General features: G+C 42.2%; 12 protein-coding genes. 10 read left to right on the forward strand and 2 right to left on the reverse strand.

Annotated features, from left to right (window positions below; translation table 11 throughout):
• Nucleotides 1-102: 102 nt before the first annotated feature.
• The 9 genes from rlmN (at nucleotide 103) to DQN48_RS00255 (ending at nucleotide 10,132) form a co-directional block, all read left to right on the forward strand.
• Complete coding sequence (gene rlmN, locus DQN48_RS00215; protein ID WP_013022405.1) at nucleotides 103-1,242, forward strand: 23S rRNA (adenine(2503)-C(2))-methyltransferase RlmN; 1,140 nt, start codon at nucleotides 103-105, stop codon at nucleotides 1,240-1,242.
• 100 nt (nucleotides 1,243-1,342) lie between these two features.
• Nucleotides 1,343-2,476 carry an epoxyqueuosine reductase QueH gene (locus DQN48_RS00220; RefSeq protein WP_013022406.1) on the forward strand — a complete coding sequence of 378 codons (1,134 nt, stop codon included), beginning with the start codon at nucleotides 1,343-1,345 and terminating at the stop codon, nucleotides 2,474-2,476.
• Nucleotides 2,477-2,543: 67 nt separating this feature from the next.
• Nucleotides 2,544-2,996, forward strand: coding sequence for a 3-hydroxyacyl-ACP dehydratase FabZ (fabZ, locus tag DQN48_RS00225; protein WP_111713491.1), 453 nt, complete (start codon nucleotides 2,544-2,546; stop codon nucleotides 2,994-2,996).
• Between the two features lie 20 nt (nucleotides 2,997-3,016).
• Complete coding sequence (lpxA, locus tag DQN48_RS00230; protein WP_013022408.1) at nucleotides 3,017-3,820, forward strand: acyl-ACP--UDP-N-acetylglucosamine O-acyltransferase; 804 nt, start codon at nucleotides 3,017-3,019, stop codon at nucleotides 3,818-3,820.
• Nucleotides 3,813-5,090 (forward strand): ATP-dependent protease ATP-binding subunit ClpX, encoded by a 1,278-nt coding sequence (gene clpX, locus DQN48_RS00235; protein ID WP_013022409.1) that lies wholly within the window; start codon nucleotides 3,813-3,815, stop codon nucleotides 5,088-5,090. The genes lpxA and clpX overlap by 8 nt, the downstream gene beginning before the upstream one ends.
• Nucleotides 5,081-6,118, forward strand: a complete 1,038-nt coding sequence (locus tag DQN48_RS00240) for a rod shape-determining protein (protein WP_013022410.1) — start codon at nucleotides 5,081-5,083, stop codon at nucleotides 6,116-6,118. The genes clpX and DQN48_RS00240 overlap by 10 nt, the downstream gene beginning before the upstream one ends.
• 8 nt (nucleotides 6,119-6,126) lie before the next feature.
• Nucleotides 6,127-6,933 carry a rod shape-determining protein MreC gene (mreC, locus tag DQN48_RS00245; RefSeq protein ID WP_013022411.1) on the forward strand — a complete coding sequence of 269 codons (807 nt, stop codon included), beginning with the start codon at nucleotides 6,127-6,129 and terminating at the stop codon, nucleotides 6,931-6,933.
• Complete coding sequence (locus tag DQN48_RS00250) at nucleotides 6,921-8,993, forward strand: hypothetical protein (protein WP_013022412.1); 2,073 nt, start codon at nucleotides 6,921-6,923, stop codon at nucleotides 8,991-8,993. The genes mreC and DQN48_RS00250 overlap by 13 nt, the downstream gene beginning before the upstream one ends.
• Nucleotides 8,993-10,132, forward strand: coding sequence for a glycosyltransferase (locus DQN48_RS00255; protein WP_013022413.1), 1,140 nt, complete (start codon nucleotides 8,993-8,995; stop codon nucleotides 10,130-10,132). The genes DQN48_RS00250 and DQN48_RS00255 overlap by 1 nt, the downstream gene beginning before the upstream one ends.
• Nucleotides 10,133-10,238: 106 nt before the next feature.
• On the opposite strand, the gene ung is transcribed toward DQN48_RS00255, so the two are convergent.
• Nucleotides 10,239-10,931: a uracil-DNA glycosylase gene (ung, locus tag DQN48_RS00260; protein WP_013022414.1), complete on the reverse strand. Its 693-nt coding sequence runs from the start codon at nucleotides 10,929-10,931 to the stop codon at nucleotides 10,239-10,241.
• Nucleotides 10,932-11,368: 437 nt separating this feature from the next.
• Between ung and DQN48_RS00265 the strand changes: the two genes are divergently transcribed.
• A complete protein-coding gene (locus tag DQN48_RS00265; RefSeq protein WP_013022415.1) occupies nucleotides 11,369-13,039 on the forward strand; it encodes an L-lactate permease in 1,671 nt (556 codons plus the stop codon).
• 157 nt (nucleotides 13,040-13,196) lie between these two features.
• On the opposite strand, the gene DQN48_RS00270 is transcribed toward DQN48_RS00265, so the two are convergent.
• On the reverse strand, nucleotides 13,197-13,505 hold the full coding sequence (locus DQN48_RS00270; RefSeq protein ID WP_041913009.1) for a rhodanese-like domain-containing protein: 309 nt from the start codon (nucleotides 13,503-13,505) through the stop codon (nucleotides 13,197-13,199).
• Nucleotides 13,506-13,524 lie beyond the last annotated feature (19 nt).

The raw sequence follows: 13,524 nt of genomic DNA on the forward strand, positions 1-13,524 counted from the left end.
AAATAAAATCCCTTGAAATCCTGCAAGAGGTTTAAGCAGGTCGATTCTGCCCTCAAAAACTTGTAGAATTTTGTTAGAATTTGCAAAATTTTAAGAATGCGCATGCAACCCCATGGATCGCATTCCATCTCCAAGCAAAGATCAAAAATGCAAAATATTTATGACTATACATTGAGGCAGCTGGAGGGCTTGCTGGAGCCTTCTTTTCGAGCCAAACAGATTTATCACTGGCTTTATGTCCAATACGCTCAAGACTTTGATGTCATGCACAATCTTCCAAAGGCGTTAAAAAATAAGCTTTCTAAGGATTATCGCATCAAGCACCTAGAGATTATGAAGGTAGAGACTTCATGCGATGGCACAAAAAAATATCTTTTTAAAACTTTGGATGGACATACCTTTGAAAGCGTGTTGATTAAAATGCGTGAGGAAAAAATCGATTGCGAGGGTAGGATTATTCACGGAAGTCGTTATACATTTTGTGTGTCCAGTCAGATTGGCTGCAAGGTGGGTTGTGCTTTTTGTTTCACTGCTAAGGGTGGATTTGTGCGCAATCTAAGTAGCGGAGAGATTGTAGAGCAGGTGCTCCAACTCAAAAAAGACAATTCCCTGGCCCCAGAGAAGCGAGTGAATATTGTTTTTATGGGTATGGGAGAGCCATTAAACAATCTTGAAAATGTAGCACAAGCCATTAGAATCATGAGCGAACTTGATGGGTTATCCATATCTCCAAGAAGGCAGACCATTTCTACCAGTGGCATTGCTCCCAAGATCGCAAAATTAGGAGAATTGGATTTGGGCGTGCAGCTAGCCATTTCTCTGCATGCAGTGGATGATGAACTGCGCTCTCGTCTCATCCCCATGAATAAGGCTTATAATATCAAAAGCATTATAGATGCAGTGCGCCAGTTTCCCGTAGATACGAGGAAGAAAGTCATGTTTGAATATCTTGTGATTAAAGATGTGAATGATGATCTAAAAAGTGCTAAAATCTTGCTGAAATTGCTTGATGGGATTCGAGCAAAGGTGAATCTCATTCTTTTTAATCCCCATGAGGGTTCAGAGTTTCAGCGTCCAGAGATGGAGCAGGTCAAAAAATTTGCAGATTTTTTGGTGCAGAGAGGGCTGCTTGCAACAATTAGGGAATCTAGAGGGATTGATATTTCTGCAGCTTGTGGGCAGTTGCGTGAAAAAGAAACAAAAGTTTCATGTGAAACATCGAAAGCAGAAGGAATGCATTGATGGATTTATTGGATTTTTTATTGCTGGTTTTTGTCATTGGCGTGCTTTGTGTGGGCATAGGTTATTATATTTTTATCGTACTGCGATCAAGGGGTGAGTAATGCTGGTGCATATTTGTTGTTCTGTGGATAGCCATTATTTTTTGAGTGAGTTGCAGAAGCTCTACCCCCAAGAGAAATTTGTGGGATTTTTTTATAATCCCAATATTCATCCCAAAAGCGAGCATGATTTGCGCCTAGCAGATGTGCAGCGTAGTTGCGATCTACTAGGCATTGAATTATTGCAGGGAGAATATGATGTGGAGGAGTGGCTAGAGCAGGTGCGGGGACTAGAGGAAGAGCCTGAAAAAGGTGAGCGCTGTGTGAAATGTTTTGATGTGCGCTTGATGCGTAGCGCTTTGGAGTCTCAAAAAATTGGCCAAAAGCAGTTCACGACCACCCTACTCTCTAGTCCCATGAAAGAACAACAAAGACTGTTTCATGAGGGCGATCATATCGCTGGCCTCTATGGACTGGAGTTTATCAAGGTAAATGTCCGCGCCAATGGCGGGGTGCAAAAGCAAAATGAGCTAGCAAAAAAAGATCATCTCTATCGGCAAAATTATTGTGGATGCAAATTCGCATTAGAAAAACAGCGCTCCAAGCAGGGAAAAACTTCTTTGGAAATGTTAAGCGATCTTTTTGATAAAAAGCCACTGGGTAGCATAGAGGAACGGCAGGAAGTATTTGCCACTCGAAATTTTTTGGAAAAAGAGCAGAGGCCCTATTTGCTCATGCAGCGTAAATATCAAATCCACCGCGTGCTTAGCTCCATCCTACTAGATAGCCAAAATCATCCCATCCCCCATTATGTGCTTGCAGACTCTGCGAGCAAAAAATCCACAAAAATTCCACAAATTCATCTTATAAAACCTCGCTTAAGGTTAGATGAGGAGAAACAGTCTTTATATGTGCAGGGGGACTTTGCAATTGGCTTTTCTAGCAAGGATGACACGGTGTTTGTGTCACTGGATTTTGTCAATTTCATCTTTGATGCGCATTTTTTTAAAATTGCGGATTTGACTTCTGATGCCTGGAATCTAGAGAGAGAGATGGAGCTGCGTGTGCTTTTGTGTGGACATCAAAGCATCAATGCCATCGTTATTGTAGAAAATCTCTTTTCTGGGGGTGTTGTTTTTGAGATGCAGAGTCTCTTTCAGGAAGAAAATCTTTTTCGGATCATCGAGCCTCTATAAAAATTAAGCTTATTTTTGGTAAAATCCAAAGTTTTGAATGATTAAAATTTAACTAGGAACAAAAAGAATGCTAGACATTAACAAGATAAAAAAAATTTTACCTCATCGCTATCCATTTTTGTTAGTGGATCGAGTGATTGAGCTGCATAGATCTAGAGACATTCATGCCTATAAAAATGTCACCACAAATGAGGAGTTTTTTCAAGGTCACTTCCCCTCTCAGCCCATCTATCCTGGAGTGATGATTATTGAGGGTATGGCGCAAGCTGGTGGGATCTTAGCATTTGTGAGCACTTGGGGAGAGGACTTTGATGCTGCAGAGGATAAGATCGTCTATTTCATGACCATTGATCGCGTGAAATTTCGCATTCCCGTAATCCCAGGAGACAGGCTGGAGTACAAGCTCAGTGTAATCAAAAACAAAGGTCCTGTATGGCAGCTAGATGCAAAGGCCTATGTGGATGCAAATCTTGTCGCAGAGGCGGAATTGAAGGCAATGGTAGCTGATAAGAAACAATAGAAACAAAAAGGAGATGTGAAGTGGAAACTACAGAAAAAATCGCCAAGACTGCAAAGATTTCTCCTCACGCCACCATTGGCGAAAATGTAATTATTGATGATTTTTGTGTGATTGGTGATGGGGTGAGGATTGGCGAGGGTACGAGGCTATACAATGGCGTGACGATCCTTGGCAATACCACCATTGGCAAAAACAATAGCATTTTTCCCTATGCAGTGCTTGGTACCATTCCCCAAGATCTCAAATATCATGGTGAGGAGGTATTTTTAGAGATCGGGGATCATAACATCATCCGCGAGCATTGTATGTTCAACCCTGGGACGGAGGGTGGAGGAGGCAAAACCATCATTGGCAGCCATAATCTTTTCATGGCCTATGTGCACATTGCTCATGATTGCATTATTGGCAATCACTGTATCTTTGCTAATAATGCTACTTTGGGAGGACATATTGAGGTGGGGGATCATGTGAATTTTGGAGGGATTTGTGCGGTGCATCAGTTTGCAAAAATTGGTGATGGTGTGATGGTGGGAGGTGGATCGATGCTCTCTCAAGATGTTCCTCCTTATTGCATCGCAGAGGGGAATCGTGCCGTGATCCGAGGACTCAATCGCCATCGTATGCGCCAGCTTTTATCGCGTGAAGACATTGATTTTGTCAATGCATTGTATAGGCGTCTTTTTTGTGGAAGCGATCTGGTTGGCAATCTTGCAAAAAAAGAGCTAGAGCAGCACCCTAGTCATCCTCTTGTAAAAAAAATCTGTGAGTTTATTTTGCATTCTGAGCGTGGGATTCCTCTGAGAAAAGGTGGTGTGAATGAGTGAGAAAGTGATGCAGTGTAATTTTTGTGGCAAACAAGGCACGCAAAAAGAACAGTATATTAGCGGGATACGCGGTGCCAATGGGGTCGAGGCATATATTTGCAAGTCTTGTATTTCTGTGCTCTGCCAGACATTTCGCAAGGTTACAGAGTTTGATGATGATGAGCTTGAAGAAGAATTTTTGCCAGATCGCATCTTTACTCCAAAGGAACTCAAGCAAAAGCTTGATGATTATGTTATCGGGCAGGAGCGCGCCAAAAAAGTCTTTTCCGTAGCAATTTACAATCATTATAAGAGAATTCTAAGTCGCCAACATGCAGCAGAAGATGATGTAGAAATTGCCAAATCCAATATTTTGTTTATCGGTCCCACGGGAAGTGGAAAAACCTTGATGGCACAGACAATTGCCAAGGCATTGAATGTTCCTATCGCCATCTGTGATGCGACAAGTCTCACAGAAGCAGGATATGTGGGTGAGGATGTAGAAAACATCCTTACAAGGCTCTTGCAAGCAGCTGATGGAGATGTGGCGCGTGCGCAAAGGGGGATTGTCTTCATCGATGAGATTGATAAAATTTCGCGTCTTTCAGAAAATCGATCGATCACGCGTGATGTGAGTGGCGAGGGTGTGCAACAGGCTCTACTAAAAATCATTGAGGGAAGCGTGGTCAACATTCCTCCCAAGGGGGGTCGCAAGCATCCCAATCAGGACTTCATCCAAATGGATACCAGTGATATTTTGTTTGTTTGTGGCGGGGCATTTGATGGATTGTCTGAGATTATCAAGCGTCGCTTGGGAAAAAATGTCCTAGGCTTTGGCACAGAAAAAAAAGAAAAGCAGCTTGATGAGGAAAATATCTTGCAATTTGTAGAAACCGATGATTTGATTGCCTATGGGATGATTCCTGAATTTATTGGCAGACTGCATGTCATTGCGACATTGGAGATGATCACAAAAGAAGCCATGATGAGCATTATGACAAAGCCCAAAAATGCCATTATTAAGCAATACAAAAAACTTTTTGCGCTTGATGATGTGGGGCTTGTCTTTGAAGAAGCAGCACTAGAAAAAATTGCAGATCTTGCCATCATTCGCAAGATTGGTGCTAGAGGCCTGCGCGCGATTGTCGAGGAGATTTGTACGGATGTGATGTTTGATTTGCCTAGTTTGAAGGGTTATGATGTGATTATCACGCAAGAAGCAGTAGAGGGAAGTGCCAAACCCTTGCTCATGAAAAAAACTCAAAAAAAGAAAGGACAGAAATGTTGCTAGATAAACTCATTGGACTTTTTTCCCATGATATCGCCATTGATCTAGGGACGGCAAACACTGTTGTGTCAGTAAAAGGACAGGGAATTGTGATCAATGAGCCCTCCATCGTGGCAGTCAAAACCGATCGCTTCAATGGCTATGGCGATGTCCTTGCTGTGGGGAGGGAAGCAAAGGAGATGATTGGTAAAACCCCTGGAAGCATCAAGGCCATTCGCCCCATGAAAGATGGAGTAATTGCAGATTTTGACATCACGGAGAAAATGATTCGCTACTTCATAGAAAAGGCACATAAGCGCAAAACCCTCATTCGTCCACGCGTGATGGTATGTGTGCCCTATGGACTCACAGGCGTAGAGCGTAAGGCTGTAAAAGAATCTGCTATGAGTGCGGGTGCTAGAGATGTTTCTTTGATTGAGGAGCCCATGGCAGCAGCCATTGGTGCAGGATTGCCCATCCGCGAACCTCAGGGTAGCTTGATTGTGGACATTGGCGGGGGGACCACAGAGATTGGCGTGATATCATTGGGTGGACTTGTGATTAGCAAATCCATTCGAGTGGCAGGAGATAAAATTGATTATGCTATCGTGGACTACATTCGCAAAAAATACAATCTTGTGATTGGAGAGCGAACGGGCGAGGATATCAAGATTGCCATTGGCTGTGCGTATCCTCAAAATCCACCACTGACTCTGCAGGTCAAAGGAAAGGATCAGGTAAGCGGATTGCTTAATTCCATCGAGCTAAGTAGCGAAGATGTCAGAGAGGCTATCAAGCATCAATTACAAGAGATTGGCAACACATTGAAAAATATTTTGGAGGAGATTCCACCAGATCTGGCAGGGGATATTGTAGAAAATGGCGTTGTGCTTACGGGTGGCGGGGCATTGATTCGTGGATTGGATCGCTATCTTTCAGATGTTGTAAAATTGCCTGTGGCCGTAGGAAATGAGCCGCTGCTTGCTGTGGCAAAGGGTACGAGCGAGGCATTAGAAAATCTTGATTTGTTGCAAAATCTCAAATATGACTAAAGGAAAAAATGCGCTATAAAATCTGGGTTTTCTTGTTGGTTTGTTTTTGTCTCTCTCTTTTGTTTTTTGGATTCAAAACAGAGGTGCGCAAAGAGATTTTTACCCTCACAGATCCCATCAATGTGTATTATCACAATATCGCAGCCTCATTGAAAAATGCCTATGAAAAATTTTTCAATCAAGCAGAGGCAATTGCATTTTATAAGCAAAAATATGATGAGTACGAGATGCTTTTATTGCAGCTCAAAGAGAAGCAAAATCAAATTGATGAGCTACTCTCTATCTATCCGCAATTAGATCTCTTTAGCAAAAATATCTTTATCCCTGCAATGGTCTCTTCTTATGTGGATTTTTTTCAATACGATCGCGTGTGGCTGTACACCAAGAATGATTATCCCAGTGATGGCATTTTTGGCATTGTGCGCGATGGCAAGGCATTGGGTATTGCAGTGGTGCAAGAGGGGCGCTTGTTGGGTCTTTTTAATGGAAATGAAAAATGCAGCTATAGCGTGTTTATTGGCGCGCAAAAAGTGCCTGCACTGGTGCATTTCAATCCTGAGGAAAAGGGGGAGATTCTTGCAGATTTTATCCCACAAAATTATGAGGTTCATGAAGGTGATGAAGTGGTGACTAGCGGGTTAGATGGGATTTTTATTCAAAATATTCCTGTGGGAAAGATTACAAAGGTCATGAGTAGCAGCGGCTATATCACAGCTAGTATCAAGGCTTATGCAAGCAAGAGAGCGCCTATTTTTTTGTTTCTCATTGATCGACAACAACCCACAATAAAGGCGCAGGAATCATGGAAAAAATAGAAAAATTAAGAGAGCTTTTGTGCTCTTCAAAAGACAAACACGACATAGATCGCGCAGTTTTTTATGTGATGCAATTACTAGAAAATGATGCAGATTTTTTAAAGCAAGAAATCCCTTTAGAGATTTTGGCTGGCTTTTCTCAAAAAATTTATACGCATATTTTTGCACATGGAGACATCGCTCCTTGTTCCTATCTCGCCCTATATGCATTGTTTTTGTATGCGCCAGATGCACTCTCAAAGACAATGGAGCCAAAATTGCTAAATTCTCTAGATGCCTTGATAAGAATTGCGCGGGGAAGTTTGTTTGCAGAAAATGTGAGCGATAATGAAAATGTCATGTTAATTGAGCTTTTGGCAGAGTGTTTGATTCTAGAGGGAAGATGCCAAGAGGCCATGGATGCGTATTTGCAAAATATCATGCTTGTAGACATCCACTGCCTACAAGCCCAAAAAAACATAGAGTTCCTATTGCCATTTTTTGAGAAATGCAAAATCCCCTTTGAGGTCTTTGCCAAGAATTTGCGCGTGGTGTTGGAGGAGCGTTTTGATGACCTTACTCCCAAGCAAAAACGCTCTGTTTTTAATTGGCAATTACATACCTTTTGGAATGTCAAGCATTTTTTTAATCATCGTGGGTGGCTGGAATTCTATCCCATCTGGAAGGAGAAATTTATGAGGGAGCTTGTAGCAGATGATAGTGCACGCATAGATTTTGCGCTGTATCTGCAGTTTTTTATCTATCATATTTGTGGCAATAATTATTCTTCACAGGCACAATGGAGAGAATTTAATCAAGAGATCACGCTGCCTGCAACCAAGGTCTATAGTGATTTTGCCAAGCAGTTTGCCCTGCCTAACTCCACTCCACAAAATAGTGGGGTAATTGGCATCCTGCGTGATAGGTTGGTGGAAAATTCTCCCTATAAGGTGGAGTATAGTTTTTTAAAAACCTTGCTTAGTGATAAAAAATTTCAATCACGCTATAAGATCAGGCTTTATTTGATGAGCTTTCTAGAAAAAAGCGATAATGATAAAGACATTTTGCAGAGTTATCGTGATTTGGGTATCGAGGTCGTAGACATATTGAAGGAACAAAATCAAGCGCTCTATTACAACTCCCACCTCTCCAAAGCCCTTTTGCTGCGCCAAAAGATGCTTGAAGATCAAGTAGAGGTGTTGATTAGTCCCAATAATGGCTATGGAATCAGTGATTTTTTGCTTGCTGCGCGCGTGTGTCATAAGCAGATTTTTTGGAGCCATGGCAATTTTGTCTATGATCATGCCTATCTTGATGGCAGGGTGACGCATATTTGTGGTGGCCAGCCAAAAATCCTGCATGAGGGCTATGAATTTGTCGGAATTCCTGTAAAAATGGACAATGCCTTTTATAATCCTTGCATCCCAGAGCATTTGGTAAGGCAGGCTCGCGCGCCCTATCCTTTGGATGCCAAGATTTTGGGAAATATGGGCAGGCTTGTAAAAATTGATTCCCTGCCATTTTTGCAAACCGTGATTGAGATTTTGCGCGCTAATAAATCCTGTATATTTTTAGCCTGTGGTGCTGGCAATGTAGAAGAAATCCAGCAAAAAATCACGCAGATTGATAAAGACATGCTTTCTCGCTTTTATTTCCCCGGCTTTGTGGATAGCAGAATCTTTGGGCATGTGATAGATCTTTGGCTTGATAGCTTCCCCATGCAGCAGGGGGAGAGCAGGGCAGAATATGCTGCCAAGGGCAAGCCCACGCTCATCCTTACTCAAGAATCAAAACAGCAGCGCAAGGGTCGCCTGCATGCTTTTTTTGCTCAACATAGGGGGTTGTTTGTGCAGGTATTGCAGGGTAGTGGTGTGAGTCTAGAGAGTATGAAAATTTTTGTATGCGAAGATGAGGATTTTGTGGCTTTTGACATGCAGGATTATGTCAAAAAGGCTTGTAATCTCATCATGATGGAAGCAGGCTTGCTTGCGCAAAAAATGCTCTATCAGAATTTGCTAAAAAATTTTCATGATGCCCTCAAAGAGCGCGATGGCAAAAAGGCATTTTTGGAAATTCTATAATGCAGATTTTGGTATTGTGTGCTGCCAATATTGCCAAAAATCCTCGCCCATCCCGCATGGTGGGTTTTCTCAAGGATGCACATCAAGTAAGCGCGATGGGGATTGCATCTGAGTCTATAGATGGCGCTTTGGTGCGTAGCTATAGCCCCTATAAAAAGCGTAATTTTTTGCAAGAAATTGGCCTATATTGCAATGTATTTCTTCATCGCTGGGATCGCCTCGTCTATACGCACAATCGCTTAGAAATCGTTGATTTTCTCAAAGAGCGATGTTTTGATGTCATTATCTGCCATGATTTGGTGTTGCTACCTATTGTTTTGGCATATAAAAAAAGCGCAAAAGTGATTTTTGATGCGCGGGAATTTTATCCCAAGCAGTGCAGCAATAATTTGCGCTGGAGGATTTTATTTGCAGGTTTTAATCATTTCTTGTGCAAGACTTATCTCAAAAAGGCTGACAAAATCCTCACTGTTTCTCAGGGTTTGCAAAAGGCCTATATGGAGCAATATGGCATTAATAGCGAGGTGTTTTATTCTTTGAGTAAATTTTATGACCTCAAGCCCCACCCCATAGAAGAAAACACCATCAAAATAATCTATCATGGATCTGCTAACCCTGAGCGCCAGATAGAAAAAACTATTGAGATTATGGATTATTGCCAGAATCGCTTTAGTCTGGATTTGATGCTTGTGTGTCAGGATCCAAAATATCAACAAAAGCTGCAAAAAATGGTAGAAGAGCGGCAGAAAAGAGGCTGTAGAATCCGCATTATTCCGCCCGTGCCTTTTGAGGAAATTGTGCCTTTTAGCAGCCAATATGACATCGGGCTCTATGCTCTGCCAAAGGCAAATTTTAATCTAGAATTTACCATTCCCAATAAATTTTTTGAATATATCCAGGCGCGTCTTGCACTTGTGGTAATCCCCAACATCGAGATGCAAGAAATCTTGCAGAAATATCAAAATGGTGTGGTAGCGCGCAGTTATGCACCCAAAGAGATTGCAAGCACAATCAACGCGCTCACGCATGAAGAGATTAAGAGGATGAAAAAAAACTCTGATAAGGCCGCAGAGATCTTAAATAGCAAGCATAATCAACTCAAGATAAAAAGAATTCTGCATGAAATTACACAGCCCTAGGGCAATGCATAAAAGCAATCGAGGTGAAAAAATCCATGAGGCATCAAGCCATAAGAAGGTGTGAAGATTCATCAAAATAGAGGAGAGAATGAAAATAGAGATGGCTCTAGAGTGACCAATCCATCGGTGCTTTGCCAAATTTTTGCAAAGCCTCATCCGCCCTCACAAATACCCCACTTCCCAAAAAACCTCGCGATAATGGGCTGGGGTGAGGGGCTGGGATAATGGCATGTTTTTGAGGATCTATTAAGTGAGCCTTTTTCTTGGCAAAATTGCCCCATAGCATAAACACGATGCCATAAAATTCTTGCGAGATGGTGCGAATAATTGCATCGCTGAATTGCTCCCAACCAAAATCTTGGTGAGATGCTGCCCTGCCCCTTTCTACGCTTAAAATTGCATTCAGTAATAACACTCCATTGCTTGCCCATTTGCTTAAATCCCCGTGATTTGGAGGGATGAATCCCTTGCTTTGTGCAAGTTCTTTGTAGATGTTTTGAAGGCTTGGTGGAATGGGCATGCCTCGTGGAACTGAGAAGCTAAGTCCCATAGCCTGAGGGACTTCCTGATTTCCTAAAATTGCACTCCCATGATAGGGATCTTGACCAAGGATAACGATTTTTAGAGTCGTTGGCGGAGTGAGATTGAGTGCGTGGAAGGTTAATTTAGCGGGTGGGTATAGGATTGCACCTTGTTTTTTTGCTGTGATATATTTTTGTTTGATTTGTGCGAAGTAGGGTTTTTGAAATTCTTCTTTTAGCAATTCTTTCCAAGAATCAATTATTGCAATCTTTTCCATGGTGCACAGCCTGGTTGTTTTTTTGTGATTTTAGCATAGGCTTTTGCTTTGTGGGCTTGCTTGGGAAAAATTCCTGGTTTTGCCAGAAAAATAATTGCGGGGTGAGTGGTTTGCTAGAACTTGGAAAGAGGTTTGATGGCCTTGAATGGATCAAAATTGCAGTCCATTGAAGCAAATTTATGAGCATTTTGTTGAAATATTTGAGAAAAAATCTTGATTTATAATTTTTCTCTATTGATAGAAAAAAACTGCGTGAAACATCGGTATTTTGGGAATTTTATACTATATTTTTTGCGAGTTTTTCGTAACATTTTGACTCGCGAGGGTGGGGCTGGCTGGAAAATGCCTTGATATTTTTTGGGTTTTTTGGAAAAATAATAACGCCTTCTATTCCCTTTAGAGAGAAGTGATTAAAGTTTGAGTTGTAGGAGTGGTTTATGGAATTTATTCAGAATTACGACCCCCTAAATCATATAGGCCTAAGTGCTCTTGTGGCATTTCTGCCTATATTGTGTTTTTTTGCATGTTTGGTGTTTTTCAAACTCAAGGGGTATCAAGCGGGGCTTTTGACAGTGATTGCCGCAACCGCGATCGCATTATTTGTCTATGGCATGCCATGGAATCTGGTGGGTGCGAGTTTTGTGCAGGGCTTCATTAATGGCATGTGGCCGATTGCATGGATTATTATCGCAGCAATCTTCCTCTATAAGCTTTCTGTGAAATCTGGTTCTTTTGAGATCATCAAGCAAAGCGTCATTAGCATCACGCCTGATCATAGGATTCAGGTGATTTTGATTGGCTTTTGTTTTGGCTCTTTTTTGGAGGGGGCCATTGGTTTTGGGGGGCCCGTAGCCATCACTGCGGCATTGCTTGTGGGATTGGGACTGCGTCCCTTATACGCTGCAGGACTTTGTCTGATTGCTAACACCGCTCCCGTGGCATTTGGTGCAGTTGGGATCCCTATCATTGCCATGGCAAATCTTGTGGGGGTGGAGCAGCATGCTGTTTCTGCGATGGTGGGAAGGATGCTTGTGCCCCTGAGTCTGTGCATCCCGTTTTTTATCGTGTTTTTGATGAATGGATTTAGGGGCGTACGCGAGACCTTCCCTGCGATTTTTGTCGCAGCGGCATCTTTTACAGGGACACAGTTTTGGAGCTCCAATCACTTGGGTGCTGAGCTCCCTGACATCATATCTGCAATTGTCTCCCTAGCAGTTACCACAGTCTTTTTGAAGTTTTGGAAACCAAAGCATATCTTCCGCCTAGATGATGAAAAGAATTTCGACCAAAAAAGCACCCTTAGCTTTGGCACCGTGTTGCGTGCCTGGACTCCTTTTATCTTGCTTATTATCTGCATCATTATTTGGACGCAGCCTTGGTTTAAGGCATTGTTTCACAAAGACGCGATTTTGGGATTTACGAGCATCGGGTTGCATTTTGATAACATTTCGCAAACCATCCTAAGTCCATCCATCGTTGATGGGCAGGGTTCCAAGCCTCTGAAATTAGGGCTCAACATCGACCTCATCAATGGTAAAACCGTCGCACAAGCAGGGACGGCGATTTTGTTCGCGGCATTTTTGAGCATCTTGATCCTCAAGATTAAGGCAGAGGAAGTGGCAGAATGCTTCCGCGCTACACTCAAAGAAATGGCCATTCCCTGCTTTACTATCGGGCTTGTTGTGGCTTTTGCCTTTATTTCTAAGAATAGTGGTATGAGCACGACTCTGGGTCTTGCATTTGCTCACACTGGTGATGCTTATGCATTCTTCTCTCCTATTATTGGCTGGATTGGAGTGTTTCTCACTGGTTCAGATACCAGTGCCAATCTCTTATTTGGGACATTGCAACAAGTAAGTGCGCAAAAGCTTGGAGTTCCTGAAGCATTGTTCTTGGCGGCAAATTCTGTGGGAGGAGTTGTGGGGAAAATGATTAGCCCTCAAAGTATTGCCATTGCTTGTGCGGCAGTTGGGCTTGTAGGCAGGGAGTCTGATCTTTTTAGATTCACGATAAAATATTCGCTAGGATTTGTGATTATTGTTGGATTGTGGACGCTGTTTATTGCCTTTATGATCCCTGAAATCATTCCCCACGTAGTGGTCAAATAATTTCCGTGGAGGGGTGGCTAAAAGAGTGGGGACAAAGATGATTGGGAAGGTGATGCTAAGGTGGCAATAGGTGACTGGGGAGAGAGATTGGAGTATCCTGCACCCAAAGTCATCACACCACCCGGTGGTTCCCACGCCCCTCCAGTACAGAGAGGTGTTATTTTTGAAAGCTTAGAGGAATTCCCAGGCTTTCAAATTCTTCATAATTTTCTTGCAAAAAATAAATATTTTCAAAACCCCATCGCACTAATTCTTGGGTGTAAGAATTGGCGGTATTGCCATGGTAGCAGTACAGCAGGATTTTTTTATCAGGATTTTCCTTAGCAATATGGCTAATTTTTGCAATATCTTGCAGGTGGATTGCATCGGTGATGTGAAAATTTTTGTAATCCTCCTCTTCTCTTATGTCAATCAAGATATAGTCCTTCAAATTGATTTGTCCGTATTTAAGCCCATGATTTCGCATATTTTCCTCTTTTTTGAAA

The sequence above is a fragment of the Helicobacter mustelae genome, assembly GCF_900476215.1.
Taxonomy (GTDB): domain Bacteria; phylum Campylobacterota; class Campylobacteria; order Campylobacterales; family Helicobacteraceae; genus Helicobacter_H; species Helicobacter_H mustelae.

Bases quoted from the DNA above. Each gene is read 5' to 3' on its own strand.
- rlmN (WP_013022405.1), top strand. From the start codon at position 103: ATGCAACCCCATGGATCGCATTCCATCTCCAAGCAAAGATCAAAAATG.
- DQN48_RS00220 (WP_013022406.1), top strand. From the start codon at position 1,343: ATGCTGGTGCATATTTGTTGTTCTGTGGATAGCCATTATTTTTTGAGT.
- fabZ (WP_111713491.1), top strand. From the start codon at position 2,544: ATGCTAGACATTAACAAGATAAAAAAAATTTTACCTCATCGCTATCCA.
- clpX (WP_013022409.1), top strand. From the start codon at position 3,813: ATGAGTGAGAAAGTGATGCAGTGTAATTTTTGTGGCAAACAAGGCACG.
- DQN48_RS00240 (WP_013022410.1), top strand. From the start codon at position 5,081: ATGTTGCTAGATAAACTCATTGGACTTTTTTCCCATGATATCGCCATT.
- mreC (WP_013022411.1), top strand. From the start codon at position 6,127: ATGCGCTATAAAATCTGGGTTTTCTTGTTGGTTTGTTTTTGTCTCTCT.
- DQN48_RS00250 (WP_013022412.1), top strand. From the start codon at position 6,921: ATGGAAAAAATAGAAAAATTAAGAGAGCTTTTGTGCTCTTCAAAAGAC.
- DQN48_RS00255 (WP_013022413.1), top strand. From the start codon at position 8,993: ATGCAGATTTTGGTATTGTGTGCTGCCAATATTGCCAAAAATCCTCGC.
- ung (WP_013022414.1), bottom strand. From the start codon at position 10,931: ATGGAAAAGATTGCAATAATTGATTCTTGGAAAGAATTGCTAAAAGAA.
- DQN48_RS00265 (WP_013022415.1), top strand. From the start codon at position 11,369: ATGGAATTTATTCAGAATTACGACCCCCTAAATCATATAGGCCTAAGT.
- DQN48_RS00270 (WP_041913009.1), bottom strand. From the start codon at position 13,505: ATGCGAAATCATGGGCTTAAATACGGACAAATCAATTTGAAGGACTAT.